The organism is Flavobacterium sp. UW10123 (genome assembly GCF_040538975.1).
Taxonomy (GTDB): Bacteria; Bacteroidota; Bacteroidia; order Flavobacteriales; family Flavobacteriaceae; genus Flavobacterium.
In genome coordinates, this window is record NZ_JBEWQE010000009.1 from 47,771 (window position 1) to 74,004 (window position 26,234).

The 26,234-nt window shown below is 32.9% G+C and carries 25 protein-coding genes; 17 read left to right on the forward strand and 8 right to left on the reverse strand.

Going from position 1 to position 26,234, the window contains the following annotated elements; translation table 11 throughout:
- Window positions 1-81: 81 nt before the first annotated feature.
- Window positions 82-3,483 carry an isoleucine--tRNA ligase gene (gene ileS, locus ABXT06_RS11585; RefSeq protein ID WP_354590910.1) on the forward strand — a complete coding sequence of 1,134 codons (3,402 nt, stop codon included), beginning with the start codon at window positions 82-84 and terminating at the stop codon, window positions 3,481-3,483.
- Between the two features lie 6 nt (window positions 3,484-3,489).
- The gene (locus ABXT06_RS11590; protein WP_008465297.1) at window positions 3,490-3,870 is read left to right on the forward strand and encodes a TraR/DksA family transcriptional regulator; all 381 of its coding nucleotides are present in this window, start codon (window positions 3,490-3,492) and stop codon (window positions 3,868-3,870) included.
- A gap of 258 nt (window positions 3,871-4,128) precedes the next feature.
- On the opposite strand, the gene ABXT06_RS11595 is transcribed toward ABXT06_RS11590, so the two are convergent.
- Together ABXT06_RS11595 and ABXT06_RS11600 are read right to left on the reverse strand one after the other, a co-directional pair.
- On the reverse strand, window positions 4,129-4,509 hold the full coding sequence (locus ABXT06_RS11595; protein ID WP_354590911.1) for a hypothetical protein: 381 nt from the start codon (window positions 4,507-4,509) through the stop codon (window positions 4,129-4,131).
- Between the two features lie 35 nt (window positions 4,510-4,544).
- Window positions 4,545-4,901 (reverse strand): roadblock/LC7 domain-containing protein, encoded by a 357-nt coding sequence (locus tag ABXT06_RS11600; protein ID WP_109190909.1) that lies wholly within the window; start codon window positions 4,899-4,901, stop codon window positions 4,545-4,547.
- Between the two features lie 180 nt (window positions 4,902-5,081).
- On the opposite strand from ABXT06_RS11600, the gene ABXT06_RS11605 reads away from it, so the two are divergent.
- From ABXT06_RS11605 to ABXT06_RS11635, 7 genes are all read left to right on the forward strand, one after another.
- Window positions 5,082-5,297, forward strand: coding sequence for a hypothetical protein (locus ABXT06_RS11605; protein ID WP_354590912.1), 216 nt, complete (start codon window positions 5,082-5,084; stop codon window positions 5,295-5,297).
- A gap of 118 nt (window positions 5,298-5,415) precedes the next feature.
- Window positions 5,416-6,012: a lipoprotein signal peptidase gene (locus ABXT06_RS11610; RefSeq protein WP_354590913.1), complete on the forward strand. Its 597-nt coding sequence runs from the start codon at window positions 5,416-5,418 to the stop codon at window positions 6,010-6,012.
- Window positions 6,013-6,097: 85 nt separating this feature from the next.
- On the forward strand, window positions 6,098-9,256 hold the full coding sequence (locus tag ABXT06_RS11615; RefSeq protein WP_354590914.1) for a UvrD-helicase domain-containing protein: 3,159 nt from the start codon (window positions 6,098-6,100) through the stop codon (window positions 9,254-9,256).
- A gap of 82 nt (window positions 9,257-9,338) precedes the next feature.
- Window positions 9,339-10,532: a glycine C-acetyltransferase gene (gene kbl, locus ABXT06_RS11620; protein WP_286965179.1), complete on the forward strand. Its 1,194-nt coding sequence runs from the start codon at window positions 9,339-9,341 to the stop codon at window positions 10,530-10,532.
- A gap of 113 nt (window positions 10,533-10,645) precedes the next feature.
- Window positions 10,646-12,109: an OmpA family protein gene (locus ABXT06_RS11625; RefSeq protein ID WP_354590915.1), complete on the forward strand. Its 1,464-nt coding sequence runs from the start codon at window positions 10,646-10,648 to the stop codon at window positions 12,107-12,109.
- Between the two features lie 63 nt (window positions 12,110-12,172).
- The gene (locus tag ABXT06_RS11630; RefSeq protein WP_354590916.1) at window positions 12,173-14,935 is read left to right on the forward strand and encodes a PD-(D/E)XK nuclease family protein; all 2,763 of its coding nucleotides are present in this window, start codon (window positions 12,173-12,175) and stop codon (window positions 14,933-14,935) included.
- Window positions 14,936-15,232: 297 nt separating this feature from the next.
- Window positions 15,233-15,916 carry an ATP-binding cassette domain-containing protein gene (locus ABXT06_RS11635; RefSeq protein ID WP_354590917.1) on the forward strand — a complete coding sequence of 228 codons (684 nt, stop codon included), beginning with the start codon at window positions 15,233-15,235 and terminating at the stop codon, window positions 15,914-15,916.
- Here ABXT06_RS11635 and ABXT06_RS11640 read toward each other — a convergent pair.
- Entirely contained in the window at window positions 15,913-16,056 is a 144-nt protein-coding gene (locus tag ABXT06_RS11640) for a hypothetical protein (protein ID WP_354590918.1), read from the reverse strand. The two genes, ABXT06_RS11635 and ABXT06_RS11640, sit on opposite strands and share 4 nt — an antisense overlap.
- 272 nt (window positions 16,057-16,328) lie before the next feature.
- Here ABXT06_RS11640 and ABXT06_RS11645 point away from each other — a divergent pair, with 272 nt between their 5' ends.
- Both ABXT06_RS11645 and ABXT06_RS11650 read left to right on the forward strand, forming a co-directional pair.
- Window positions 16,329-16,664 (forward strand): roadblock/LC7 domain-containing protein, encoded by a 336-nt coding sequence (locus ABXT06_RS11645; protein ID WP_354590919.1) that lies wholly within the window; start codon window positions 16,329-16,331, stop codon window positions 16,662-16,664.
- 25 nt (window positions 16,665-16,689) lie between these two features.
- The gene (locus ABXT06_RS11650; protein ID WP_177211786.1) at window positions 16,690-17,064 is read left to right on the forward strand and encodes a hypothetical protein; all 375 of its coding nucleotides are present in this window, start codon (window positions 16,690-16,692) and stop codon (window positions 17,062-17,064) included.
- Window positions 17,065-17,149: 85 nt separating this feature from the next.
- Here the strand turns inward: ABXT06_RS11650 and ABXT06_RS11655 are convergent, their stop codons facing one another.
- Both ABXT06_RS11655 and ABXT06_RS11660 read right to left on the reverse strand, forming a co-directional pair.
- The gene (locus ABXT06_RS11655) at window positions 17,150-17,926 is read right to left on the reverse strand and encodes an alpha/beta fold hydrolase (RefSeq protein WP_354590920.1); all 777 of its coding nucleotides are present in this window, start codon (window positions 17,924-17,926) and stop codon (window positions 17,150-17,152) included.
- A 165-nt stretch (window positions 17,927-18,091) separates the two neighbouring features.
- Complete coding sequence (locus tag ABXT06_RS11660) at window positions 18,092-18,895, reverse strand: TIGR00266 family protein (protein ID WP_111365683.1); 804 nt, start codon at window positions 18,893-18,895, stop codon at window positions 18,092-18,094.
- A gap of 181 nt (window positions 18,896-19,076) precedes the next feature.
- Between ABXT06_RS11660 and ABXT06_RS11665 the strand changes: the two genes are divergently transcribed.
- A complete protein-coding gene (locus ABXT06_RS11665; protein WP_354590921.1) occupies window positions 19,077-19,433 on the forward strand; it encodes a hypothetical protein in 357 nt (118 codons plus the stop codon).
- Between the two features lie 89 nt (window positions 19,434-19,522).
- Window positions 19,523-20,041, forward strand: coding sequence for a ferritin (locus ABXT06_RS11670; RefSeq protein ID WP_177211794.1), 519 nt, complete (start codon window positions 19,523-19,525; stop codon window positions 20,039-20,041).
- A gap of 55 nt (window positions 20,042-20,096) precedes the next feature.
- On the opposite strand, the gene ABXT06_RS11675 is transcribed toward ABXT06_RS11670, so the two are convergent.
- The 3 genes from ABXT06_RS11675 to ABXT06_RS11685 all read right to left on the reverse strand — a co-directional run bounded on the left by ABXT06_RS11675 (window position 20,097) and on the right by ABXT06_RS11685 (window position 23,149).
- Complete coding sequence (locus tag ABXT06_RS11675; RefSeq protein ID WP_354590922.1) at window positions 20,097-20,996, reverse strand: alpha/beta fold hydrolase; 900 nt, start codon at window positions 20,994-20,996, stop codon at window positions 20,097-20,099.
- A gap of 7 nt (window positions 20,997-21,003) precedes the next feature.
- A complete protein-coding gene (locus ABXT06_RS11680) occupies window positions 21,004-22,296 on the reverse strand; it encodes an aminopeptidase P family protein (protein WP_354590923.1) in 1,293 nt (430 codons plus the stop codon).
- A gap of 448 nt (window positions 22,297-22,744) precedes the next feature.
- A complete protein-coding gene (locus ABXT06_RS11685) occupies window positions 22,745-23,149 on the reverse strand; it encodes a helix-turn-helix domain-containing protein (protein WP_177211798.1) in 405 nt (134 codons plus the stop codon).
- A gap of 139 nt (window positions 23,150-23,288) precedes the next feature.
- Here ABXT06_RS11685 and ABXT06_RS11690 point away from each other — a divergent pair, with 139 nt between their 5' ends.
- The 4 genes from ABXT06_RS11690 to ABXT06_RS11705 are packed head-to-tail and all read left to right on the forward strand — an operon-like array spanning window position 23,289 to window position 26,227.
- Entirely contained in the window at window positions 23,289-24,671 is a 1,383-nt protein-coding gene (locus tag ABXT06_RS11690) for a bactofilin family protein (RefSeq protein ID WP_354590924.1), read from the forward strand.
- Between the two features lie 6 nt (window positions 24,672-24,677).
- A complete protein-coding gene (locus ABXT06_RS11695; RefSeq protein ID WP_354590925.1) occupies window positions 24,678-25,286 on the forward strand; it encodes a hypothetical protein in 609 nt (202 codons plus the stop codon).
- 6 nt (window positions 25,287-25,292) lie between these two features.
- Window positions 25,293-25,730, forward strand: a complete 438-nt coding sequence (locus tag ABXT06_RS11700; protein WP_354590926.1) for a GNAT family N-acetyltransferase — start codon at window positions 25,293-25,295, stop codon at window positions 25,728-25,730.
- Window positions 25,731-25,777: 47 nt separating this feature from the next.
- Window positions 25,778-26,227: a GNAT family N-acetyltransferase gene (locus ABXT06_RS11705; RefSeq protein ID WP_354590927.1), complete on the forward strand. Its 450-nt coding sequence runs from the start codon at window positions 25,778-25,780 to the stop codon at window positions 26,225-26,227.
- Window positions 26,228-26,234 lie beyond the last annotated feature (7 nt).

Here is a 26,234-nt window from a genome sequence, read left to right on the forward strand (position 1 = left end):
TAATCGGTCTTTTTTCCGTTATCTTTTATCTATTTCCCTCAAAATTCCTTACTTTCGCACCTCGTTTAAGAAAAGGATAAAATGAGTACAAAATTTACTGAATACAAAGGACTTGACTTACCAACTGTAGCGTCTGAAGTTCTTGATTTTTGGAAGAAAGAAAATATATTTGAAAAGAGTGTAACAACTCGCGAAGGTGCTGAGCCTTTCGTATTTTTTGAAGGTCCGCCTTCAGCAAACGGATTACCTGGAATTCACCACGTAATGGCACGTGCGATTAAAGATATTTTTTGCAGATATAAAACTCAAAAAGGTTTTCAGGTAAAAAGAAAAGCTGGATGGGATACTCACGGTTTGCCTGTAGAATTAGGTACCGAAAAAGAATTAGGAATTACAAAAGAAGATATTGGTAAAACAATTTCAATCGAAGAATATAACGAAGCGTGTAAAAAAACCGTTATGCGTTATACTGACGTATGGAATGACTTGACCGAAAAAATGGGTTATTGGGTTGATATGGAAGATCCGTATGTGACCTATAAGCCAAAATATATGGAATCGGTTTGGTGGCTTTTGAAACAAATCTACGATAAAGGTTTGTTGTACAAAGGTTATACAATTCAGCCATACTCTCCAAAAGCAGGAACAGGACTTTCTTCTCACGAAGTAAACCAGCCTGGAGCTTACCGTGATGTTACGGATACTACAATCGTAGCGCAATTCAAAACTTTGAAAGAAACGCTTCCGAGCTTTTTACAAGGTTTTGGAGATATTCACATTTTAGCTTGGACGACAACGCCTTGGACACTTCCATCAAATACCGCTTTGACAGTTGGTCCAAAAATCGATTATGTTTTAATTAAAACTTTTAATCAATATACTTTTGAGCCAATTAATGTGATTTTGGCTAAAAACTTAGTTGGAAAACAATTCGGAAAAGGGTATTTCTTAAGTGAAGATGATGCTGATTTTGATAACGTTAAAAACGGCGACAAAAAACTTCCATACAAAATCTTAACTGAAGCAAAAGGAGCAGATTTAGTAGAAATCCGCTACGAGCAATTATTGCCTTACGTATTGCCATACCAAAATGCTGAAAATGCATTTAGAGTAATTTCTGGAGACTTCGTTACTACAGAAGACGGAACAGGAATCGTGCATACGGCTCCAACTTTTGGTGCAGATGATGCTAAAGTAGCAAAAGAAGCTAAGCCAGAAGTTCCGCCAATGTTAGTTTTAGACGAAAACGGAACTGCAGTGCCTTTAGTTGATTTGCAAGGAAAATTCACTTCTCATGTTGGTGATTTAGCTGGTAAATATGTTAAAAACGAATATTATGATGCAGGACAAGCTCCAGAGAAATCTGTAGATGTTGAAATCGCTATTCGTCTTAAAGAAGAAAACAAAGCTTTTAAAGTTGAAAAATACGTGCACAGTTATCCACACAGCTGGAGAACAGATGAGCCGTTATTATACTATCCTCTAGATTCATGGTTCATCAAAGTAACCGATGTAAAAGATAGAATGTTCGACCTGAACGAAACTATCAATTGGAAACCTAAATCTACTGGTGAAGGACGTTTTGGAAATTGGCTTAAAAATGCTAATGATTGGAACTTATCTCGTTCTAGATATTGGGGTATTCCGTTGCCAATTTGGAGAACAGAAGATAAAACAGAAGAAGTTATTATCGGTTCTGTTGAAGAATTGTACAATGCAATCGAAAAATCGATCGAAGCGGGTTTCCAAAAAGAAAATCCATTTAAAGGATTTGAAATCGGAAATATGTCTGAGTCAAATTATGATTTAATCGATTTGCACAAAAATGTTGTTGATGCCATTACTTTAGTTTCAGCTTCTGGAAAACCAATGAAGCGCGAAAGTGATCTAATTGACGTTTGGTTCGACTCTGGAGCAATGCCTTATGCACAATGGCATTATCCTTTTGAGAACAAAGATAAAATTGATGGAAACAAAGATTTTCCAGCGAATTTCATTGCTGAAGGAGTAGACCAGACTCGTGGATGGTTTTATACCTTACACGCTATCGGAACTTTAGTTTTTGATAAAATTGCATACAAAAATGTAGTTTCAAACGGTCTTGTTTTGGATAAAAATGGAATTAAAATGTCTAAGAGTAAAGGAAATACTATAGATCCATTTAAAACTATTGCAGAAAACGGTCCAGATGCTACGCGCTGGTATATGATTATGAATGCAAATCCGTGGGATAACTTGAAGTTTGACCTTGAAGGAATTGCTGAGGTGAAACGTAAATTCTTCGGAACTTTATACAACACTTATTCATTCTTCTCGTTATATGCTAACATCGACGGATTTAAATATGCTGAAGCTGAAATCCCGTTAAACGAAAGACCTGAAATCGATCAATGGATTATTTCTGAATTACATTCGTTAATCAAATTTGTTGATGAATGCTACGAAGATTACGAGCCAACAAAAGCGACAAGAGCAATTTCTGACTTCGTTCAGGAAAACTTAAGTAACTGGTACGTTCGTTTATGCCGTCGTCGTTTCTGGAAAGGGGAATACGCAAAAGATAAAATTGCAGCTTACCAAACGCTTTATACTTGTTTGCTTACAATCAGTAAATTAAGCGCTCCGGTAGCTCCATTTTTTATGGATAAATTATACAGAGATTTGACATCATCTACGGGAACCGAGGATTTTGCTAGTGTTCACTTGGCTGAATTCCCAAAATTTGTCGAAAACTTTGTTAATAAAACGTTAGAGAGCAAAATGCAAAAGGCTCAAACGATCTCATCTTTGGTTTTATCATTGCGTAAAAAAGAGATGATCAAAGTTCGTCAACCTCTGCAAAAGGTAATGATTCCAGTACTTGACGAGAATCAGCGTGCTGAAATCGAGGCGATTTCTGACCTTGTAAAAGCTGAAGTAAATGTGAAAGAAATCGAGCTTTTAGACGATGCTTCAGGTATTTTAGTGAAACAGATTAAGCCTAATTTTAAAGCTCTTGGACCACGTTTTGGTAAGGATATGGGCTTGATTTCTAAGGAGATACAAGGTTTTTCTGCAGAGCAGATCAATCAGCTGGACAAGCAAGGAACGCTAGATATTGTTATTGCAGGAAATAGTGTAACTTTATCACTAGAAGATGTGGAAATAACATCGCAAGATATCGAAGGATGGTTGGTTGCTAATTCAAACGGAATAACAGTTGCGCTTGATATTACTCTTACCGAAGAATTAAAAAATGAAGGTATCGCTAGAGAATTAGTAAATAGAATACAAAACATTCGTAAAGATTCAGGATTTGAGGTTACGGATAAGATTAAAGTTCAAATAAAACGAGACGGCATTTTAGAAAATGCGGTTTCAAAAAATGAAGACTATATTAAGTCTGAAACATTAACAGACGAACTTGTTTTTGCTGACACGTTAGAAAACGGCACAGAAATTGAGTTTGATGACATTAGAACCATTATATTAATTTCAAAATAGTAGAAAATGATAGATGAAATTATTAGATACTCAGACGCAGATTTAGCAGAGTTCAAAGAAATAATCCAAGCAAAAATTAAAAAAGCGCAAGAAGATCTTGATTTGATCAAAAGTGCCTATATGAACGATTTGAATAACGGAACTGACGATACTTCTCCAACTTTTAAAGCTTTTGAAGAAGGAAGTGAGACCATGTCAAAAGAAGCAAACTCTCAGTTGGCTATCAGACAAGAGAAATTCATTCGCGATTTAAAAAATGCTTTATTCCGTGTAGAAAACAAAACATACGGTATTTGTAAAGTAACAGGTAAATTAATTAGCAAAGAAAGGCTTAAAATCGTTCCTCATGCAACAATGAGTATTGAAGCTAAAAACTTGCAGAGATAATTTTTAGAATTTTTTCTAAATAAAAAAAACGCTCCTTTTTTAGGGGCGTTTTTTTTGTTTAATGTTTGTCAAGCTTATATTCTACTGGTACAACTCTTTATTGAAGGAAATTATTTATAATTAATCAAAATAAAGTAATTTTTACAATGATTTATTTTGTAAGAATAAAACAGGTGGAATTACCTAAGAAATTTTTAGAATAAGCTCAAAAAAACCGCCGTGATATTGGCGGTTTTTAAAAGTAAAATTGTTGCATTGTTATGCTAGGTTTTTTTCAACGTCTGCTTTGTGTTTTCTTAAAATAGCTCTTGTCATACCTAAATTTGCTTTTGAAGCATCAGCAGCAAGATAGATCATGAATTTTTTGTTCGGAGAAATATCGATAATATGAATTTGATTAGATAGTGTAATCAAAATATCTTCGATGTCCTGGTTTAAGTTAAGTGCTTTTACAGCGTTCAATTTAGCTTTTACAACTTCTAAGTTGTACGCTGCGGCTAATTCAGGATCAAAACTTGGATCGATAGTTAAATTTCCAAAGCTTAATCCAGATTCAATTTCTGTTACTGCGACAGCGATAAAGCCGTTTACGTTGCTTTTCATTTCATTTAAAAACACGTTTAAAAAATCATTGCTCATAGTTCATTTGGGTTATTTGTTAATAGAATTTTATGTTATTTTAATAGAGAATTTTTGCTTAATTCAACGGAAACTTCTTCTGTAGAGCGCATTAATAATGCTAGATTGCTTCCTTCTTTAGAAAAAGCAACAATAAAGTTGGAGCCGCTTATTTTGTTTCCAACAATAACGCCTTCTGCACTTTTTAGATATAATTGTTTTAAAGAGCCTTTTTCTAAATCAATTAAAAATTTTTCGCTCATAGATAAAATTGCGGCACTCATTGCGGCAATGCTATCGCCATAGTCAAGATTTAAGGAAGTAATGAGTTTTCCTTTTCCGTTCAAAATTAATGCAGCAGTAGATTTGGTGCTGACAAGAAAGTCATTTAAAGTAGTAGTGATTTCATTCATAATTTGTAGGATTTTGGGAAGAATGTTAAATTCAGTTTGTGTTGGTATTTGGATTCTAAAATTAAATTGTTTTTTCCTAAACAAGTGTTAATTTTTATTAACAAATATAAATTAAATTATGTATCATTGTAGTACCAAATCAGTAATAATTTTAATTATTTACTACGAAAAACTTACATTATGACTAAAGTATTGAAATTCAAAGAGGTAAACTCTGATGTAGAGCGTAGAATGAAAGAATTTGAAAAACTGCGCGTTAAGTTTAAAGCTGATGTAAAAAAGGGAGAAGCTAAGAAGTTGGCGGCCGGAAAAGAAAGCAAAGGAATATTCAAATCCATTTCAGATTTTTTTTCCGACAGTCCAAAGACACCAGTAAAAGCTGTTGTAAAAAAGTAAACCCTACTAGACTTAGATTAGCAAATAAACTCGTTTAGTTTATTAGAAAACAATTAACGCTCCTTTAGGAGCGTTTTTTTTGATTTAATTGTTATTTTTGCCATCAAAAAATTATAAAATGTCATTACGAAAAGCGTATTTCCTTATATTCTTAGTTTTAATTGTTGATCAGCTTTCTAAAATTTATGTCAAAACAAATTTCGTCCTTGGCGAGGAAGTTGTAATTGCTGACTGGTTTAGAATCCATTTTATTGAAAATGAAGGGATGGCTTGGGGAACAAAAATACCAGGAGAATACGGAAAATTAATTTTAACAGTATTCAGAATCTTTGCCGTATTTGGAATCGGATGGTGGCTTTCTGATTCGATAAAAAAACGTCATTCTACTTATTTAGTAGTTGCTATTGCATTGATTTTTGCAGGAGCAGCTGGGAATATTATAGATTCTGTTTTTTATGGAGTTATTTTTGATGACAGTACTCATAATCTTGCAACAATTTTTTCTCCAGTTCCATACGGAACTTGGTTTCATGGTTTGGTTGTAGATATGTTTTATTTTCCTATTTGGGAAGGGAATCTTCCAACTTGGCTTCCAATATTTGGTGGAAAACATTTTGCATTCTTCAATGCTATTTTTAATGTTGCCGATGTAGCTATTTCTACAGGTGTAGGAATACTTTTGGTTTTCAATAAAAGAGCTTTTCCAAAGCACTAATTTTTATTGATTCCTCAATTTTATCTGATTTTTTAATTAATAGTGCGTTAGAAGTGCTATTTTTACGATATAAAAAATCAAAACTATGCAAAGTCCGTCTTTTTCCATTTATGATGCTTCTGCGGGATCAGGAAAGACGTATACTTTGGTCAAAGAATATTTGAAAATTATTCTTTCTTCGCCAAAAAACGATGCATATAGAAATATTTTAGCAATTACTTTTACCAACAAAGCGGTTCATGAAATGAAAAGCCGTATTGTTGGGAGTCTATCTGAATTCGCGAAAGACGATCCATCTTCAAAGGCGGCCGATTTGATGGAAGATTTGTCGCGTGATACAGGGCTTTCAATCATTAAAATTAAAACCAAATCGCAGCAAATCATTAAGCATTTAATTCATAATTATGCTGCTTTTGATATTTCTACAATCGATAAATTTACTCATAAAGTTATTCGTGCTTTTGCACATGATTTAAATCTTCCGATGACTTTTGAGGTTACGTTGGATACTGAAAATTTATTGGTAGAAGCTGTTGATGCTATTATTGCTCAAGCTGGAGAAGACGAAACATTGACCAAACTGCTCATCGATTTTACAATGGAAAAAACCGATGACGACAAAAGTTGGGATGTTTCTCGCGAAATTCTCGATACAGGAAGATTGGTTTTGAATGAAAACAATCGAAATGAAATCCTTCATTTTCAAGATAAAACAATTGGAGAGTTTGTTGAGATTAAAAAGAAAATGCAAGCGCTTTGCAAAGAATTAGAAGATATAAATGAGGGTCTTGCAACAAAAGCAATTGAGTTGATTGATAAAAACGGAATTGACCCAAAATCATTTTCAAGAGGAACTTTTCCGAATCATTTGCAAAGTATTCGAGACGGAAAATTCAATCCGAAAAATAAAACCTTTCATGAGTTTGATGATATTGTGATTAACAAAACGGCAAAAGACCGAGCGTTAATTGAAAATATTATTCCAGAATTACTTCAGATATTAAAAGAGGTTTATCAAAACTTTGAAAAAAGAGATTTTTATAAAGCTTTTTTAAAAAATATAACACCACTTTCTTTATTGAATACGGTAAGCAATGAGCTTGCAAAAATTCAGTCTGAACAGAATGTTTTATCCATTTCAGAATTCAATGCGATTATCCATCGCGAAATTCAGAATCAGCCAGCGCCTTTTATTTACGAACGTTTGGGAGAGCGTTATCGTAATTTCTTTATTGATGAATTTCAAGATACATCAGAAATGCAATGGCAGAACTTGATTCCGCTTATTGATAATTCGCTTTCTGGTTTGGATGATTATGGAAATAAAGGAACTTTGATGATCGTTGGAGATCCGAAACAATCTATTTATCGCTGGCGCGGAGGAAAAGCAGAACAATTTATTGAATTAAGTAAAGAAGAAGTCGCTTTTTTTCATCATGAAAAGAAAGTCGAACACTTAGATACAAATTATAGAAGCTATAGTGAGGTTATTGAATTCAATAATGCTTTTTTTAAATTGATTTCGGCTGAATTTACAAATGAGGATTATAAAGATTTATACGAAAATCATAGTTTTCAAAATACCAATTCGAAAAAAGGAGGATATGTAAATATTTCTTTTCTTCCAATTGCCGAGAAAAATGAATCTGTAGATGACGAAGAAGTTATAGAGAAATCTGATTTGTATGTTTTGGCAGCTTTAAATACAATTCGAGAAGTAGTCAAACAAGGCTTTGAATATAAAGATATTGTTATTCTGACCAGAAAAAGAGATCAGGGAATTGCAATTGCAAACTATTTGACCGAGCAGGGTGTTCCTCTGTTGTCTTCGGAAACTTTGATGATTCAAAATGCCTCAGAAGTTCGTTTGATAATTCATCTTCTTAGATATTTAAATAATAGCTCGGATCTAGAATCAAAAGCTAACTTTTTACATTTTTTAGCTTCCACTAAGGATTTGTCTATGCCTATCCATGATTTTATTGCAATGGGAATGAATCATAGATTTGAAAAAGATTTTGAAGAATGGCTTTTAACGTTTGATGTTGCTTTTTCTTTTGAAGATGTTAGAAAAAAATCTTTGTATGAAGCAGTTGAAATTATCATTTCTAAATTCATTCTTCCGTCAGAAGGAAATGCTTATGTGCAATTTTTTCTTGATATTGTTTTGGAAAGAGATATTAGAAACCAAGCCGGAGTTGCTGATTTTTTAATTTTCTGGGATAAGAATGCGGAGAAATTTAGCATTCCGTCTCCTGAAGGAAATAACGCTGTTCGAATAATGACTATTCATAAGTCTAAAGGTCTGGAATTTCCAGTCGTGATTATGCCTTTTGCAGATGAAGATTATAATCGAAAACCAAAAGACAAATTGTGGCTGGACACAGAAGAAATAGATTTAGGAGTTCCAAAAGCATTGGTTGATAATAGTAGTGCGGTTGAAAGTTTTGGAGAAAGTGCATCGGCAGTTTTCAATTTAAAAAAGCAAGAAGAGCTTTTAGATAATATCAATGTGCTGTATGTTGCTCTAACTCGCGCCGAAGAGCAATTATATGTGATTTCTCAATCGCTAAAAGCTAAAAATGATGGTGAATATCCAAATAATATGGCTTCTTTTTTTATTAAATTTTTGATTCATGAAGGAGTTTATGATGAAGAAAAATTGAATTACGAATTCGGAAGTAAGACCAGATTGTCAAAATCTTCTAAAACTATAGATATGGTTAAATCCATTCCGATTGTGAGAGAAGTTTTAAATCCGAAAAACATCAAAATTGCCCAACGCGAAGCCTTAATGTGGGGAACGCACCAACAGGAAGCGATTTCGTATGGAAATATTATTCATGAAATTTTGGCTTTCGTTAAAGATAAATCAGATGTTGATTTGGCAGTAACTAAATCAATTGAGAATGGTCTGATAACCTATGATCAGGTAGATCAAGTGCTGCAGACTTTGAAAGAGATTGTAAATCATCCAGAACTTAATATGTGTTTTGATGGAAATCATACTGTTCTCAATGAACAGACGATCGTTCAAAAAGAGGGAAGAATTTTAAAACCAGATAGGGTTGTGTTTTTAGAGAATAAAGAGGCTTATTTGCTGGATTATAAGACTGGAGCTTCCAATGTTAAATACCAGCAGCAAATTAAAGAGTATCAAGACGCCATTGAGGATTTGGGTTATTCAGTATTAAAAAAAGCTCTTGTATATATAGGAGAGGAAATTGAAGTAGTAAATTTGTGAAAAAATTAATCAGATGTTAAAGAAAAAACGAAGCTTAATTTGGGTTAAGTTGTTAATTTTTAACGTTTTAAATAAATAAAAAATGTACGGTAAAATAAAAGAACATCTGCAAAAAGAATTGCAGACGATTGAAGAAAATGGAATTTTCAAAAAGGAGAGAATTATTACTTCTCCACAAGGTGCTGAAATCACAATTTCGACTGGAGAAACAGTTTTGAACTTTTGTGCAAATAATTATTTAGGTCTTTCTTCACATCCAGAAGTAGTGCAGGCAGCCAAAGACGCAATGGATACTCATGGTTTCGGAATGTCATCTGTACGTTTCATTTGTGGAACGCAGGATATTCATAAAACATTGGAAAAAAAGATTGCTGATTTTTATGGCACGGAAGACACTATTTTATACGCAGCTGCTTTTGATGCTAACGGAGGTGTGTTTGAACCTTTACTAGGAGAAAACGATGCAATTATTTCAGACAGTTTAAATCATGCTTCTATTATTGACGGAGTTCGTTTGTGTAAGGCGGCTCGCTATCGTTATGAAAATAATAATATGGAAGACCTGGAACAACAATTAATTAAAGCCAATGAAGCTGGGGCTCGCTTTAAATTGATTGTAACCGATGGAGTTTTTTCTATGGATGGTTTGGTAGCGCCTTTAGACAAGATTTGTGACTTAGCCGATAAATATGACGCTATGGTGATGGTAGACGAATGTCATGCGGCTGGTTTTATAGGAGCTACAGGAAAAGGAACTCTTGAAGCAAAAGGGGTAATGGGAAGAGTGGATATCATTACAGGAACCTTGGGAAAAGCTTTAGGCGGGGCTATGGGTGGATATACTACTGCGAAAAAAGAAATAATCGAATTGTTGCGCCAAAGATCAAGACCTTATTTGTTTTCAAATTCATTGGCACCAGCAATTGTTGGGGCTTCTATTAAAGTGTTTGAGTTATTGGAAAAAGATACAACGCTTCGTGATAAATTAGAATGGAATACTAATTATTTTAAAGAAGGAATGAAAAAAGCAGGTTTTGACATTATTGATGGAGATTCTGCAATTGTTCCAGTTATGTTGTATGATGCAAAACTATCTCAGACAATGGCAAACGAGCTTTTGAAGCAAGGAATCTATGTTATTGGATTTTTCTTCCCAGTTGTTCCAAAAGATAAAGCTAGAATACGCGTACAACTATCTGCGGCGCACGAAAAAGAGCACTTAGATAAAGCTATAAATGCCTTTACAGTTGTCGGTAAAATGTTAAAAGTTATATAATTACCACTTTGGTTAAATTTTTGTAGGTTTTTTTTAACATTTCATTTTGTATTTAAAAAATTTGGTGTTACTTTTGCTTGTAATTAACTAAATTGTAATTAAAAAAATTAAGTATGAAACATCTTAACAAACTTTTAGTTGCTGTATTGATGGCGATGGGTTTAAGTTCTCACGCGCAAGACAGTAACAATCCATGGGCGATCTCTTTCGGGGTTAATGCTGTGGATACAAGAACAAGTTCAGGTGCTGGTAGTGGATTTTTCGATCAGCACTTCTCTCAGCCATTCGCTGTAAAAGACAACTGGAATATTCTTCCATCTCTATCTTACATTGGAGTAAATAGATATGTAGGGCATGGTTTCTCAGTTGGTTTACAAGGATCTGTAAACAAAATTGATAAATATGTTACCTTCAATCCAACTGCTCCAGGGCATGATAGTAGAGGTAATGTTGTAACTAATCCTGGTGACTTAATGTACTACGGAATCGATGCTAGTATCAAATATAGCTTCCAAGAGTTGATTAAATCTAAAGTAGTTGATCCTTCGTTATCAGTTGGTGGAGGTTATACTTTCTTTGGAGATAGTAGCTATGGAACTGTTAATCCAGGTGCTGGTGTTACTTTCTGGTTTACAGATGCTATTGGTCTTGAGCTTGCTACAAGATACAAATGGTCAGTTAGTGGAAATAGAGAAGATGTAAATGGAACTCCAGACGCTCCATCTCATTTCCAACACACTGCAGGTTTAGTTTTCAAATTCGGAGGTAAAGATACTGACGGAGACGGAATCTATGACAAAGATGATGCTTGTCCAGATGTTGCTGGTTTAAAACAATTCAACGGATGTCCTGATACTGACGGTGACGGAATCGTTGATGCTTCTGACGCTTGTCCAGATGTATTTGGTTTAGCTGCATTAAACGGATGTCCTGACACAGACGGAGACGGAATTGCTGATAAAGATGACGCTTGTCCAGATGTTGCTGGTTTAGCTGCTTTAAAAGGTTGTCCTGATACTGACGGTGACGGAATCGCTGATAAAGACGATAAATGTCCTACAGTTGCTGGTCCTAAAGAAAATGGTGGTTGCCCATTCTTAGATGCTGATAAAGATGGTGTTGCTGATAAAGATGACGACTGTCCTACAGTTGCAGGTCCTGCTAGTAACAGAGGATGTCCAGAAGTAACTTCTGAGGCATTAGAAGATCTTAAAGTTCAAGCTAGAGCGGTATACTTCAACTCTGGTAAAGCTACTTTCAAAACTGGTGACAAAGAAACTCCAGCTAGATTAGATGCTATTAAAGAAATCCTTAAAAACTATCCAAACGCGAAATTCTCTATCGAAGGACACACAGATAGTACAGGTTCTGCTAAAATCAACGATAAACTTTCTCAAGACAGAGCAAACGCTGTAATGAACGCGTTAATCGAAAGAGGAGTTAGTCCTGACAACTTAGAAGCTAAAGGATTTGGATCTTCTAAACCAGTTGCAAGTAACAAAACTGCTGCAGGTAAAGCACAAAACAGAAGAACTGAAATTAGACACATTGGTTCTAAATACCAAGGTAAACTATAATTAGTTTTCTAAATAAAAATGAAAAGCCATTCTTAATTGAATGGCTTTTTTTATTTTTATACTATGATAAATGATTCTTTTCTTCAAAAAATTGCCTCTGTTGTAATTCAGGATTATGTAGGGAAACTTTCCGAGATAACTATAATTCTTCCTAATAAAAGAGCAAAAGTTTTCTTGATTGAAGCACTTAAAAATGCAACTTCAAAAACTATAATTGCACCGCAGATTACAAGTATAGAAGATTTTGTTCAAGATGTTGCGTCAATTCGTTCTATAGATTCGATTGAACTTCTCTTTGAGTTTTATGAGGTATATCTATCTATTACAGAAAAAAATAACCAGCAGTCATTTGAATTGTTTGCAAATTGGGCTAAAACTCTTTTGCAGGATTTTAATGAAATTGATAGATATCTTTTAGACCCTTCACATGTATTGTCTTATCTAAAAGATATTGAAGATATTAAGAGATGGGGACTTGAAGTTGATCAAAAAACAAAACTTTTAGAAAATTATATTGATTTCTGGAAATTACTTCCCATTTATTACGAATCATTATATAATCATTTACTGTTTAAATCGATTGGTTATCAAGGGTTGATTTATAGAGAAGCCGTAAATAATCTGAATCATTTTTCAAATACAATCGGAAATCGCACTTTTATTTTTGCTGGATTCAACGCTTTGAATGCTGCTGAAGAAAAAATTGTACAGCATTTATTGGCGCTAGATCAAGCAAAAATTTATTGGGATGCAGATCAAGCATTTCTAAATGACCCGTATCATGATGCGGGGCTCTTTTTAAGACGATTTAAAGAAAGTTGGAAATATTATAAATCAAATGTTTTTGAATGGATTGTTGATGATTTTTCGCAATCAAAAAATATTCAAGTTATCGGGACTCCGAAAACAATTGGACAAGCCAAATTGGCCGGAAGCATTATTGAAAATTTAATCGATCAGAACCCAGATGCTTCACTAGATAAAGTTGCGGTTGTGCTTGGTGAGGAAAATTTATTAGTTCCGGTTTTGTATTCGCTTCCTGCATCAGTTGGGGCGCTAAATATTACGATGGGATATTCAGGAAAGAATAATCCGTCGCAGATTTTTGTTGCCAAATTATTTAAAATGCACACTAATGCGCTTTCTCGAAAGGGCGGAAGTTATGTCTTTTACTACAAAGATGTACTTGATATTTTAACGCATCCTTTAGTTGAGCCTTATGCAAATGCGCAAAGGCTGGTAAGAATTATTAAAGAGAATAATTATACGTTTATAACGCATCATAAAATTGTGGAACTTCATCCGGAACCTTCAGTTTTTTTTAATTTGATGTTTGAAAAATGGGAGGGCGGATCTATTGCGGTTTTAAAGAATATTTCGGCTTTATTAATTGCGATAAAAGAACATTTTAGTAATGATAATGAGGAAGAAAAAATAGCGAAAGCTTTTGTTTATGGAGTGTTTAAAGTGATTAATAAACTTATTAATTACTATTCGAAACATCATCATATTGACAATATTGATACGCTTCATTCGATTTATAAGCAAATTATAGATTTGGCAGAAGTGTCTTTTGAAGGTGAACCATTGCGCGGTTTGCAGATTATGGGGGTTTTGGAAAGCCGTGTTTTGGATTTTGAAACGGTAATTATAACTTCTATGAACGAAGGGAAATTTCCTGCTGGAAAATCCCAGAATTCATTTATTCCCTATGATGTCAAAAGAGAGCTAGGGCTTCCAACATTTAAAGAAAAAGATGCGATTTATACGTATCACTTTTATCATTTGCTTCAGAGGGCGAAAAATATTTATTTAATTTATAATACTGAAAATGACGGATTGGACGCTGGTGAAAGAAGTCGTTTTATTACGCAATTAGAAGTCGAAAAGAAGTCTAAGCATAATATAACTTTCGATATTTATAATCCTGAGTTGCCAAATACGGCTTATGAGCCTATTTCTGTGCCTAAATCTGAATTGGTGATGGAAAGGCTGAAAGAGATTGCTGTTAATGGTTTTTCGCCATCAGCATTGACCAGTTATATCAGGAATCCGATTGAGTTTTATTTCCAGAAAATATTGAGAATTCGTGAAGTAGAAGAAGTAGAAGAAAATATCGCTTTGAATACTTTGGGGACGATCATTCACGAGACCTTAAAAGCGCTTTATGAACCTTTTATAGGGAAATTTATTTCGGAGACAGATCTTCTCAATTGTTTCAAATTATTAGATGACGAAGTTTTGAAGCAGTTTAAACTGGTTTATAAAGAAGGAGAAATCAAAAAAGGACGAAATCTTCTGGCTTTTGAAGTCGCAAAACGAAATGTTTCTAATTTTCTGAAAATGGAGTTAGAGTCTGTGAAAAATAATGAAGCGATTCAGATTGTTGCTTTAGAGCAGACTTTTGAGCGCGAGTTTATTCATCCAAAACTGCCATTTCCTGTTTTAATTAAAGGAAATGTCGATCGTATTGAACGTCGAGACGGAAAAATTAGAATTATTGATTATAAGACCGGAAAGGTAGAGAAGGCTAATGTAGTCTTGAAAACATGGAACGGATTGACTCAAGAGCTTAAAAATGATAAAATAATTCAAGTTCTGGCATATGCCTATATGTTTGAAAAAGAAGCAGACGGACTTCCGATAGAAGTTGGTATTATTTCATTCAAGAACTTAAAATCTGGATTTTTGCCTTTTGGTTTTAAAGCAGAAAAAGAATTGGATGTTATAGTGACGCCACAGATATTAAATTCTTACTTAGAAGAAATTGCTAATTTGCTAGGAGAGATTTTTGATGTTAATATTCCTTTTGAGGAAAAAATTTAGATGCCTTATCAGAATATTTCGAAACATATTTGAGTTTTATAAGACGACTTTGATAGTAAATTTGGCGTTCTCCACCGTTACAGCTTTTTTTGGAGGATTTAATCAATTTTTAGTTGTGATAGCCACGCTAGGTTTTCTATTAAGTATTGGATTTAAAGAGGTTTACCGTCAAAATGAATACTTGTTTTATATGAATAACGGGATTTCAAAGAAGAGGCTTTTGTTTTGTAGTTTTTTATTGAACCTTTTTTTTGTGCTCCTATTTTTGGTAGGTCTAATCTTATTTCGGGAAATATTTTGAAAAAGCATATTCTCGAAATAAGCGGTATTCAAAAAAGCTTTAATAATAGATTATTGCTTTCAGATATTTATTTAAAATTAGAAAGAGGACAAATAATTGGTTTGTTTGGCAGAAATGGTTCTGGAAAATCTACTTTGTTTAAAATCATAGTCGGAATAATACCTGTTTCGGATAAAAGTGTTTTTATTGATGGAATTTCTAAGAATAATTTATCTGTATTGTTAAATGAAATTAGTTATTTATGTCAAAACCAGATTATTCCAAATAATTTGTCGGTTTTTCAAGCCATTCGGTTAGCAGTCGATAAACAAAAAGTGAACATTTTGTATGATGATGATTTTCTAAAGTCCCTTTTAAAGCAAAAAATTAGAAATTTGTCTTTTGGAGAATTAAGATATCTTCAAATAAAATTGATTCTTTCTAACGACTCAAAATTTGTATTATTAGACGAACCATTTAGTGGATTGTCCCCAAGAATGATTGAAGCTGTGTTTCAGTTAATTAAAGAAAATTCTCGAGAAAAGGGAATAATTATTACAGATCATAATTATAGAAAAGTAATAGAAATTGCCACAGATTTACAATTATTGAAAAATGGTAAGTTGCAGATAATCAACAATGAAGCCGAACTTGTCCAAGAGGGTTATTTGATAAATCCGGCAATCTATAAGCGCTTTTAGCTGAACATTTTTTTGAAAAAACCTTTTTTAGATTTTTCTCCAGAAGTCGTCGTGTTAATGTGTCCGTTTTCAATGCGAAATCTTCTAAACTTCTCCAATTTTACATTTAAGTCAAAGCGTAATTCGTCAACAGTTTTCATTTGTATAAAATTTTTTGCAAAGCTATAGAAAAACTTTTGCGAAATGCAACAATCTGCAAATGTTAATTTTAGAAATGAATTTTATCAAGCAAAATGTTATGTTTTTAATGTTATTTGCTTTTTATGTTAATTTTTTTTGCGTTTTTTTTGCAAAAAAATAGGATTAATTAAATGATAAATAAAAGTGACTCAATGCGTTATACTGCAGCTTTTTTTAACAAGTGTTTATCGCACAATTACTATTATTAAAATATCTTTGACGCTCCAAAAACATGACAATAAAGAATATGATTGATTTACAAACACTAGTAGAAGAGACTGGCGCAGAGTCTGGACTAAGTTTTAATATTGATGGAATTTTAAACGAGTCTGTTAATTTAGAATACGACGGTAACGTTGCTGCAATGATCGGAATGATTTTAAAGATGTGCCTTGAAATGTCAGAAGACGTTAATAACGGAGATCTTAAACAAGTAATGATCAAGAATAACGACGGAATTGTTGTAGCAAGCAAAAATCAAGATGATAATTGCATCGCGTTGCTTTCTAAAGATTTAAGTAAAATGGGATTATTGCTGAGAAAAATGGATTCTATTTTTAACAACTAATTTAAAACCAAATATTTTAATAAACATGTCAGATTTTTTACAAAACTTTCAAAACGATTTAAAAGAAAATATTAACGGATTTATTGCTGTTTCTGTTACAGAAGTTGAAACAGGAATGTCTTATTGTTCGTTAACAGTAAAATCAGATTTTGATCCAGAATTGGCTTCGGCTTATAATTTAGAAGTTGTAAAAGCTAAATTAAATGCCATTAAAGCTTTAGGATTAGATCAAAAAATAAATGATATTTTAATTACCCTGACAGATCAGATTCATATTATTGATGTTTCTGAAGACGGAAGATACTTTATCTACTTAGCGGTAGATTCGACTAAAGCAAATCTTGGTTTAACAAGAGCGACTTTATCTAAATACAAAAAAGATATTACTTCAAAGTTATAACGATATTTTGCCCCCAAGAATGAGAAAAAGGCTGTTTCAACCCTAGGTTAGAAATGGCCTTTTTCGATTTTATTATTTAGCTTTTTTATTCAAAGAAATGCTTTAAAGCTGTTTTTAACGCTTCTTTGTTCTCTATCTGGCTCATGTGTCCATCTTCAAAAGAAACTAATTCTGCTGTTGTATCTTCAATTTGAGAAAGACTTTCTTCGTAATTTAAAACAGGATCTTTTTTTCCTAAAATTAGTAAGACAGGAAAACGGTTTTCTTTTAAAAGCCATTCTCTGTCTTTTCGTATTTTCATTCCTTCCAAAGAAGCAACAATTCCTTGCAATGGCGTTTTAAGCGCTTGTTCTTTTACTTTTTCAATTTCTTCTGCTAATCGTGTTCTGTTGTTTTCGCTAAATAAATTTGCAATAGCTAAACTAACAAAGCTTATATAATTCTGTTTTACTGCTTTTATGGCGCGTGTCCTGTTTACTTTCTTTTCGGCGCTGTCTTCTCTAGAAGTTGAATTTAGTAAAACTAATTTCTGTATTTTCTGCGGATACAATTCGGCGAAAGCCAAACCAACATAACCACCCATTGAATGTCCCAGAATAATAGTTTTCTCAATTTTTAAATGCTCCAAAACCTCGTTTACTGCATTTGCATTATCTTCCATTTCGTGAACGTAACCTAATGGTTCAGATTCGCCGTGACCTAATAAATCGATTGTAACCACACGATATTTTTCTGAGAAAAAATCAACATAATCTTTCCACATTTTTTTGTTTTCCAGAAAGCCGTGAAGTAAAACTATTGTGTTTCCAGTTCCAGAATCTGAGTATGATATTTTAGTGTTTTTATATAAAAGCGTTTTCAAAATGAACTTTTTTTGTTGTGAAGAACAAAGTTAAGAAAGCTGAAGTAAAATATCGTGACGTATTGATTTAATTGAGAAATCTTTAAAACAGAAATAAATTTATTTATAGCAAAATAGTGTTTGCAATAAAATTAAAATGGCTTTCGTTCTTGAAAGTCATTTTAATTAAAATCGATTATCGCCATCTAAAAGGTTTCCTAGTCCGCCAAGAAGACTGCCTTCGTCGCGACTGTTTCCGCCAGATCTTGGTGCCGATGCAATAATTCTGTCAGCCAATCTTGAGAAAGGAAGTGACTGAATGTAAACCGTTCCAGGACCTTTTAAAGTAGCGTAAAATAATCCTTCGCCACCAAAAATAGAATTCTTGATTCCGCCAATAAATTCAATATCGTAATCTACATCTTTGGTAAAACCAATAATGCATCCCGTATCTACTTTTAGGACTTCGCCGTGACCTAATACTTTTTTAGCCATTGTTCCGCCTGAATGCACAAATGCCATTCCGTCTCCTTCGATTTTTTGCATAATAAAACCTTCACCGCCAAATAAACCGCGTCCTAATTTCTGAGAGAATTCTATTCCGACAGACACGCCTTTGGCAGCGCATAAAAACGAACTTTTTTGACAGATAAATTTGCCCTGAAATTCAGTTAAATCAATTGGAAGGATTTTTCCTGGATAAGGCGATGCAAATGATACTTTGCTTTTAGTATTTCCTTGGTTTAAAAATGCTGTCATAAATAAACTTTCGCCAGTAAGAACTCTTTTACCTGCATTTAAAAGTTTGCCAAACAAACCAGATCCTTGTTGTTGAGAACCATCTCCAAATATCGTTTCCATCTGGATATTGTTTTCCATCATCATGAAACTGCCAGCTTCGGCAATTACAATTTCCTGCGGATCGAGTTCTATTTCTACATATTGCATTTCTTCTCCAAAAATCTGATAATCTATTTCGTGTGCCTGCATGATTTCTTAAGTTTTTTTGTTTTTAAAATTAGACTAAAAATGGTGTGGAATGTTACAGCTTTTAGTTTACTTAGGCTGTTTTTAAGAACATTATATGATTTTGTTATTTTAAATTAGTCTTAATTATGTTTTTTATTCCATTAAATTCTATATTTTTGCACCGTTATTATATTTTATCAGAATGGCATTAGTTAGTGATTTGACCACCAAAGTATTATTTGAAACCGAAAAAGGATACAGTTATCAATGTGATTTGACCAATAGTATAATTATCAATTTTGTTGATACAGTGTCAAGTTATAAAATTCAGGATTTTTTGATTTTTCAAAGAAAGGTTAATAGCGTTGACATTCTTAACATGCTTTATGACTTGTCTGACCAGTCAGATGCTCAGTTGATTGAAACTACCAAAAGAAATTTTTCTAGAAATCTTACTATCTGCGAAATAGTGCAGTTGAGAGATTTATTAAACGGAACTAAATTTACCCTTACATTGCATTCTATGCTTTGTAATATTGTCGACGTCGAGCTTATTTAGATTCTTACTTAGATTAAATCCAAATTTTCAAGCAGTTACAGATGCCTTCTTTAATTTTTGTAATTTTACACGTATAAAAATTTAAGGTTATGAAAGATTTACTAAGAACACGTACTTCATTAACTGAAGGTGTAGAAAATATATTGAATTTACAGGCAAAATTAGAAAGTGATGCTTCTAACAAATATTTAGCTATGGCAGCATGGTTAGATAGAAACGGATATGCTAATACAGCATCTTATTTGTATAAGCAAGCTGAAGAAGAAAGAGAGCATTTTCTAAAAATTTTCAAATTCATTACAGATATGGGAGGGATTGCCATTACGCCATCTGTTCCAGAGGTGCAGCAAGAATTTGCTTCTTTTAGAGAAGTATTCGAAATTGCTTTGCAAAACGAAATTGCAGTTACTCAGGCAATCAATAAAGTGATTGCAAAATGTAGAGCTGAAAATGATTATGCTACAGAAGATTTTATGATGTGGTACGTAGCTGAGCAAAGAGAAGAAGAGAAAAACGCAAGAAGAGCTTTAGAGCTTTTTGATCTAATCAACGGAAATGAAGCTGACGGCAAATTCCAATTGGATGTTCAGATTTCAAAAATCGGATAGTAAACGATTTATATAATTTAAAAAGCCCTTAATACTATTAAGGGCTTTTTGATTTTTATGATTTTAAAAATGAATTGATATCCGAGAAATACTTTTCTCTCGCATCAAGCCATCCGTAATGTTTTGAGTGTTCTAATAAAATTAGTTTTGAGTTTGGAAAAGTCTGATGTGCTAATTCTCCAATTTCATTGCTAATAATATCTTCTTTTCCCTGAATAATTAAAACAGGATTTTTGAAGTTTTTCAATTTGGCCTTACAGTCAAAATTCATTTTCTGCATATCTGCCCACAACAAACTATTGATTGTCGAATTTCCCTGCGTTAATCTTTCGGCAATAATCGGAATAAATTTCTGATCGTAAACATACGCTGGAGCCATTGCGCGTCCGCGTCCAAGTCTTGCTTTATGCGAAGTGTCGCCTTTCTCTATTTTATCGTTCCAGTAATTCATAGAATCTTTTTCGATTTGAGAAAGATTAGATTCAATTAAATTTGGACCTTTCAATAAAGATAAATCGACACCTCCAGAAGAAGATAAAACCAATTTGTTGATGCTATTCGGATAAATTGTTGCATAATAAGAACCCAACATTCCGCCAAAAGAATGCCCGAGAATATTCCATTTTTTGATTTTAAGATGTTTTCTTAATGATTCGATATCATCAACCATTAATTTCAGCGAAATCGTCTTAGAATCCAATTCTGAAAGTTTCGATTTTCCAGTTCCTCTTTGATCGTAAATAATAGCGAGTTGGCTTTCACCCAGAACTTTCGCCATATCTTCAAAACCATTACTATTCATTCCTGGACCTCCGTTTATAATTAAAAGCGGTTCGCCTTTTCCGAATGTTTTATAATACGTTTTGCTTCCGTCATTATTTACGGCAAAACCTTCAGTCTGAGCAAAAATATTTGCAGCAACTAATAAAAAGCCAAGAAGAAAAATCTTTTTCATCAGGAAGTTATTCATTCATCAACGTTTCAATCTCGTCTGCTTCAAGAGGAATGTTTCTCATCAAGTTAAAAGGCTCTCCTTTTTCCTGAACGACAACATTGTCTTCTAAACGGATTCCGAATTTTTCTGCTGGAATATAAATTCCCGGTTCAACCGTGAAAACCATATTCGCTTTCATTGGTTCGTGAAGCAATCCGTAATCGTGCGTGTCAAGTCCCATGTGGTGAGAAGTTCCGTGCATGAAATATTTTTTGTAAGCTGGCCATTCTGGATTTTCGTTCTGAACATCGGCTTTGTCAATTAAACCTAAACCAAGCAATTCTGAAGTCATGATTTTACCCACTTCAACATGATATTGTTTCCAAAGCGTTCCTGGAGTTAACATTTTTGTAGCTTCGTTTTTTACTCTTAAAACTGCGTTATAAACTGCTTTTTGACGATCTGTAAAACGTCCAGAAACTGGAATTGTTCTAGACATATCACTTGAATAATTTGCATATTCTGCAGCAACGTCTAACAAAATCAAATCTCCATCTTTACATTGCTGATTGTTTTCGATATAATGCAAAACATTCGCATTGTTTCCAGAAGCGATAATTGGCATATAAGCAAAACCTTTAGAACGATTTCTGATGAATTCGTGAGCCAATTCAGCTTCAATTTCATATTCTGTAACATTTGGTTTTACGAATCCTAATAATCTGCGGAAACCTTTTTCTGTAATATCACAAGCGTGCTGAATCAAATCGATTTCTTCGCTTTCTTTTACAGAACGCAATCTTTGTAAAATCGGGTTGCTTTTTGCAACATTGTGAGCAGGATAACGCTCTTTCCACCATTTTACAAAACGAGCTTCACGAGTTTCTGTTTCAACAGTTGCACGGTAATGTTCGTTTGTGTTGATGTACATCGTATCGGCATACGTCATCATTTCGTTCAAAACTTTATGAAAATCTTGTAACCAATAAACTGTTCTAATTCCAGAAACCTGAAAAGCACGTTCTTTAGTTAGTTTTTCACCTTCCCAAACTGCAATATGTTCATTGGTTTCTCTCAAGAAAAGCATTTCTCTTTGGTGCTCGTAAGGAGCATCTGGAAACAAAAGTAAAACGCTTTCTTCCTGATCAACCCCGCTCAGATAAAAAATATCTCTGTGTTGAGCAAAAGGTAAAGTACTATCAGCACTAACTGGGTAAATGTCATTTGAATTGAACACGGCAACTGAATTTGGTTTCATTTCTGCCATGAATTTTTTGCGGTTTTTTACAAAAAGAGCGCTGTTTATTTGATGATATTTCATAATTATTTCGTTTTTGAACTTCGAATTTCAAAATTAATGATTTTTGAATTAGTGGCGTATAGCTGATTTATTAAAGTTTTCTTATTTGTTTTGGTTCTAATTTTTTAGCCACAGATTTTACGGATTAAATGGATTTTTTCTCATTTTTGTCATCTCGACGAAGGAGAGATCACACTCGTAACTCTACAAAGATTGACAATTTTATCTCACGCAGATTTAGCAGATTTGGCCGATTTTTTCTTTTCGAAGTAGTAGATAACCACAATCTTGTCATTTCGACGAAGGAGAAATCTTCGCAAGTAACTCTACAAAGATTGATAAACACAAAATTTGTCAATCTTTGTAGAGCTTCTAGTGCGATTCTTCGTTCCTCAGAATGACAAAACTATGAGCATAAAAAAACCGAAGTTTACTAAACTTCGGTTTTTTCTTTTATAAAAATCAATTTCTATTTCTTATCAAGTAACTTTTCCAAAAGCGCCACTTTCTCTTTTTCAGCTTGAATTAACTGTTGGTAAAGTTTTTTATTTTCTTCAAAAGTTTCAAGAAGTTTGTCCAACGGATTAAAAGTACATCCGAAACTAACAACTGAAGAACTATTTTCTGCGGTGTTTCCGATAATATTAAAAACAGCTTCTTCAGAGAAATTCTTGATTACTTCTGCTGGTACTCCCAAAGCTTCTGCAACTCTGCTTAGTTTTTCGTCATCAACGTTTTCACTTCCTTCGAGATTAGAAATAGATTGCTGACTAACGCCAAGTGCAATAGCAAGCGCTTCCTGCTTCATATCTCTCAGTTCTCTAATTCGGCTAATGTTTCTGCCGATATGTTTTGGTTTTATTGCTGTGCTCATGATTCAAAGATATTTAAAATTCTTTTACCTTTTTGGTTTATGCAGAAAACAAGTTTGCAGTTGCAAAGTTCTTTTTTGCGGAGTAAAAATACAATTTTTCTGACTATTGAATAGGTTTTGAATTTAGAATTGTGTAATCTTGATATTCAAAAAATCAACTTCGATTAATATTAATAAAATGCAGACTTTCAATTTCAAATTAATTACAATAGCCGAAATTAAATCCAAATATCTTTTTTTAGTTGAAGATGAAAATTTCGATTTATATGAAGATTGGAATGACGAAGATTTTTTTCTTACCGCAGAAGAAGATGTCAATTTTGAAGGAAGTTTTTATTTAGATCTTTATGAAGAAAAAGAAAAGAAATGGCTGGCCAAATTGCTAAATCTTCCAGCTAAAAAAATAGAAGAAATAAGAATTGAAGGTATTTTTATAAATGGAAATCTTTCTGTTAGTGGTTCAATTATTAATGCCGAAGGAGATTATGGTCCGTATGTTTTCATTAGCGGAAGCGTAAATTGTCAAAGTCTTTTGCTTGGCGGTGCAAATGTTGAAGTAAAAGGAAATGTTACAGCAAAAGAAGTCGTGATGACGTATTACAATCATGGAAGTTTTAATTGTTCGGGTTCTATAAATTCTCCAGTTTTTATTGTAACTGATCATAATACAGCATTTGGAGAAAAGAAAATAGACTTGTTTTATTATAATGATAGAGATGAAATTGATCCAAGAAATGAATGCGAATATGATGATGAAACTGACGACGAAATTATCTCAAACGAACTCCGAAAACTACTCGATAATCAGTTAATTGAAACTTTTGAAGAATTGGAACGGGATTTGGCAAGAGGCGACTTGGTTTTAAAACAAAATAATCCACCAACGAAAACTTACCAATATTGGCGTAATCGTGTTTTGGCAAATTACAGAGATTTAAAATTGGTTCCAAAAGAATTTAAAACCGGAGAACTTTGTAATCTGGCATTGAATATTACCTTTCATGCTTTGCCGTTTGTCGATCAGGATTTAATAACTTTTGAACTCTGCGAAAAATTAGTCAGTAAAGATGGTTTTGCAATTCAGGTAATTCCTGATGAATTTATTACAAAAGAACTTTCTTTTAAAGCAGCTGAAAGTGGAACAATGTTGAGATTAATTCCGTCAGCATATTATTCGGAAGAATTGATACTATTGGTTTTTAAAAACGGAAGACATGAACCAGATATCAACGATGTTCCTTCTCCATTTATAACAGAAAATCTTCTTGTAGAATACGTAAAAATTGGAAAAGGATTATGGCTGGATAAAGCTTGCAAAGCAACTGGAATTGATAAAGTGCAGGTTTTAAAACAAGTAATAGTTTCAGAAATTGAATATTTGGATAATATTTTTGGGAATCATTTTAGCAAAGAAACTGTTGATTATGCTTTTTCGGTTTATAAAAATCAAAAGAAATGGAATGGATATGTTCAAAAATATAAACAGAAATTTGAACGACTTGGGCTGAATGAATATCTGTAACGAAGTATGAATGAAAGTGTAAAAATATTAAGAACTAAAATCTCAATTCCTTTAAACGAAGCAATTCGGCTTTTAAAGAAGAATAATGGTGATGTTGTACTTTCTGAACTAGATTTTCATAATGAAAACATTAAGGAGATTTGTGAGAAAACTGAATGTGAAGAAGAAACTGCAAGAAAAGAATATCATATTTGTAATTGCGATGTAATAAAAACGATTGAAGGAATCAATCAAAAGCCAGTTATTATGGCAACAGGGAATAATCCTGTTTCAAAAATCGGTTTTATTTTATGGCCAGAAAATGCTAAAGGAGAATTTTACAAAACATTGAAAAGGAATGATGTTTTTATTCAAACAGAAGATTTTAATATCGTTATAGAAGCTTTTAAGTCAGTTTATCCAATACAAAATCCTTGGAATAATCTAATTGAAGATGAATTTGATGTTTTAGGGGATAATTTTTTTGACAACAAAACATGTAAAGAAATCGTCAAAAAAATAAATCAGATTGAGACTAATGATGAAAAAGTCAAATTGTTTTTAAAAAAACTTATTAATTGGCTAAATGATAAGTTGTCTTATGCAGATTATATTGTGGTTTATGGGAATTTGTAAATTAATATGAAGCCAAAGATTAAAATTAGAAAAATTGAAAATCAAGATCTAGACTTCGTCTATAAATCAATATGCGAACTCGAAAATGAAGTTTTGAATTTTGAAGTTTTCCAAATTATATTCAATGAAAACATTTCAAACCCAAAAAATCTGTATCTAATTGCCGAAAACGAAAATGAAGGCGTAGGATTTATTAGTTTTCATACTCAGAATCTGCTGCATCATTGTGGGTTGGTTGGTGAGATTCAGGAATTTTTTATTAATCAAAAATATCGCGGTCAAGGCGTTGGAAGAGTATTGATAAATGAGATTTTAGATTTTGCTGAACAAAATGGTTTAAAAAGCATCGAAGTAACCACAAATAAAAAGCGAGTAGAAAATGTTGCAATTTATGAGAATTTGGGTTTTACTTTGAGTCATAATAAGTTTACGATTTATAGGTAGCGTTCCTCAGAATGACAAAGATCAGTCGGTTCTAATTTTAAAAACCAATGAAAATAGAAAAAGCAAAAATAACTGATAACGAAATCCTAACTTCAATAACCAAAAAGGCAAAAGCTTATTGGGGATATTCGGCAGAGCAAATTCAGAAATGGGATAAAAAATTAACCATTTCTCAAGATTATATTAGAAATAATAGCGTTTTTAAGCTGGTCGATAGTGATTTAATTATTGGTTACTATTCTTATGTTTTAAAAGACGAAAAAATAATCGAACTCGATAATTTGTTTATCTTACCGGAACATATTGGCAGAGGATTTGGGAAATATTTGCTTCTCGATTTCTTAAACCGAATTAAAAAAACTGGAATAGAAAAAATAACATTGGATTCAGAACCAAACGCCGAGAATTTTTATGCCAAAATGGGATTTGTAAAAATTGGAGAATTCGAAACTTCTATAAAAAACCGTTTTATGCCTATTATGGAAATGAAACTTTAAAATCTAA

Excerpts from the sequence above, each read along its gene's own strand:
- ABXT06_RS11605 (WP_354590912.1), top strand. The coding sequence starts at position 5,082 with ATGACTAAAGTATTGAAATTCAAAGAGGTAAACTCTGATGTAGAGCGT.
- ABXT06_RS11665 (WP_354590921.1), top strand. The coding sequence starts at position 19,077 with ATGGCATTAGTTAGTGATTTGACCACCAAAGTATTATTTGAAACCGAA.
- kbl (WP_286965179.1), top strand. The coding sequence starts at position 9,339 with ATGTACGGTAAAATAAAAGAACATCTGCAAAAAGAATTGCAGACGATT.
- ABXT06_RS11670 (WP_177211794.1), top strand. The coding sequence starts at position 19,523 with ATGAAAGATTTACTAAGAACACGTACTTCATTAACTGAAGGTGTAGAA.
- ABXT06_RS11590 (WP_008465297.1), top strand. The coding sequence starts at position 3,490 with ATGATAGATGAAATTATTAGATACTCAGACGCAGATTTAGCAGAGTTC.
- ABXT06_RS11680 (WP_354590923.1), bottom strand. The coding sequence starts at position 22,296 with ATGAAATATCATCAAATAAACAGCGCTCTTTTTGTAAAAAACCGCAAA.
- ABXT06_RS11640 (WP_354590918.1), bottom strand. The coding sequence starts at position 16,056 with ATGAAAACTGTTGACGAATTACGCTTTGACTTAAATGTAAAATTGGAG.
- ABXT06_RS11675 (WP_354590922.1), bottom strand. The coding sequence starts at position 20,996 with ATGAAAAAGATTTTTCTTCTTGGCTTTTTATTAGTTGCTGCAAATATT.
- ABXT06_RS11610 (WP_354590913.1), top strand. The coding sequence starts at position 5,416 with ATGTCATTACGAAAAGCGTATTTCCTTATATTCTTAGTTTTAATTGTT.
- ABXT06_RS11595 (WP_354590911.1), bottom strand. The coding sequence starts at position 4,509 with ATGAGCAATGATTTTTTAAACGTGTTTTTAAATGAAATGAAAAGCAAC.
- ABXT06_RS11660 (WP_111365683.1), bottom strand. The coding sequence starts at position 18,895 with ATGCAGGCACACGAAATAGATTATCAGATTTTTGGAGAAGAAATGCAA.
- ABXT06_RS11695 (WP_354590925.1), top strand. The coding sequence starts at position 24,678 with ATGAATGAAAGTGTAAAAATATTAAGAACTAAAATCTCAATTCCTTTA.
- ileS (WP_354590910.1), top strand. The coding sequence starts at position 82 with ATGAGTACAAAATTTACTGAATACAAAGGACTTGACTTACCAACTGTA.
- ABXT06_RS11650 (WP_177211786.1), top strand. The coding sequence starts at position 16,690 with ATGTCAGATTTTTTACAAAACTTTCAAAACGATTTAAAAGAAAATATT.
- ABXT06_RS11700 (WP_354590926.1), top strand. The coding sequence starts at position 25,293 with ATGAAGCCAAAGATTAAAATTAGAAAAATTGAAAATCAAGATCTAGAC.
- ABXT06_RS11600 (WP_109190909.1), bottom strand. The coding sequence starts at position 4,901 with ATGAATGAAATCACTACTACTTTAAATGACTTTCTTGTCAGCACCAAA.
- ABXT06_RS11615 (WP_354590914.1), top strand. The coding sequence starts at position 6,098 with ATGCAAAGTCCGTCTTTTTCCATTTATGATGCTTCTGCGGGATCAGGA.
- ABXT06_RS11685 (WP_177211798.1), bottom strand. The coding sequence starts at position 23,149 with ATGAGCACAGCAATAAAACCAAAACATATCGGCAGAAACATTAGCCGA.
- ABXT06_RS11630 (WP_354590916.1), top strand. The coding sequence starts at position 12,173 with ATGATAAATGATTCTTTTCTTCAAAAAATTGCCTCTGTTGTAATTCAG.
- ABXT06_RS11645 (WP_354590919.1), top strand. The coding sequence starts at position 16,329 with ATGACAATAAAGAATATGATTGATTTACAAACACTAGTAGAAGAGACT.
- ABXT06_RS11705 (WP_354590927.1), top strand. The coding sequence starts at position 25,778 with ATGAAAATAGAAAAAGCAAAAATAACTGATAACGAAATCCTAACTTCA.
- ABXT06_RS11625 (WP_354590915.1), top strand. The coding sequence starts at position 10,646 with ATGAAACATCTTAACAAACTTTTAGTTGCTGTATTGATGGCGATGGGT.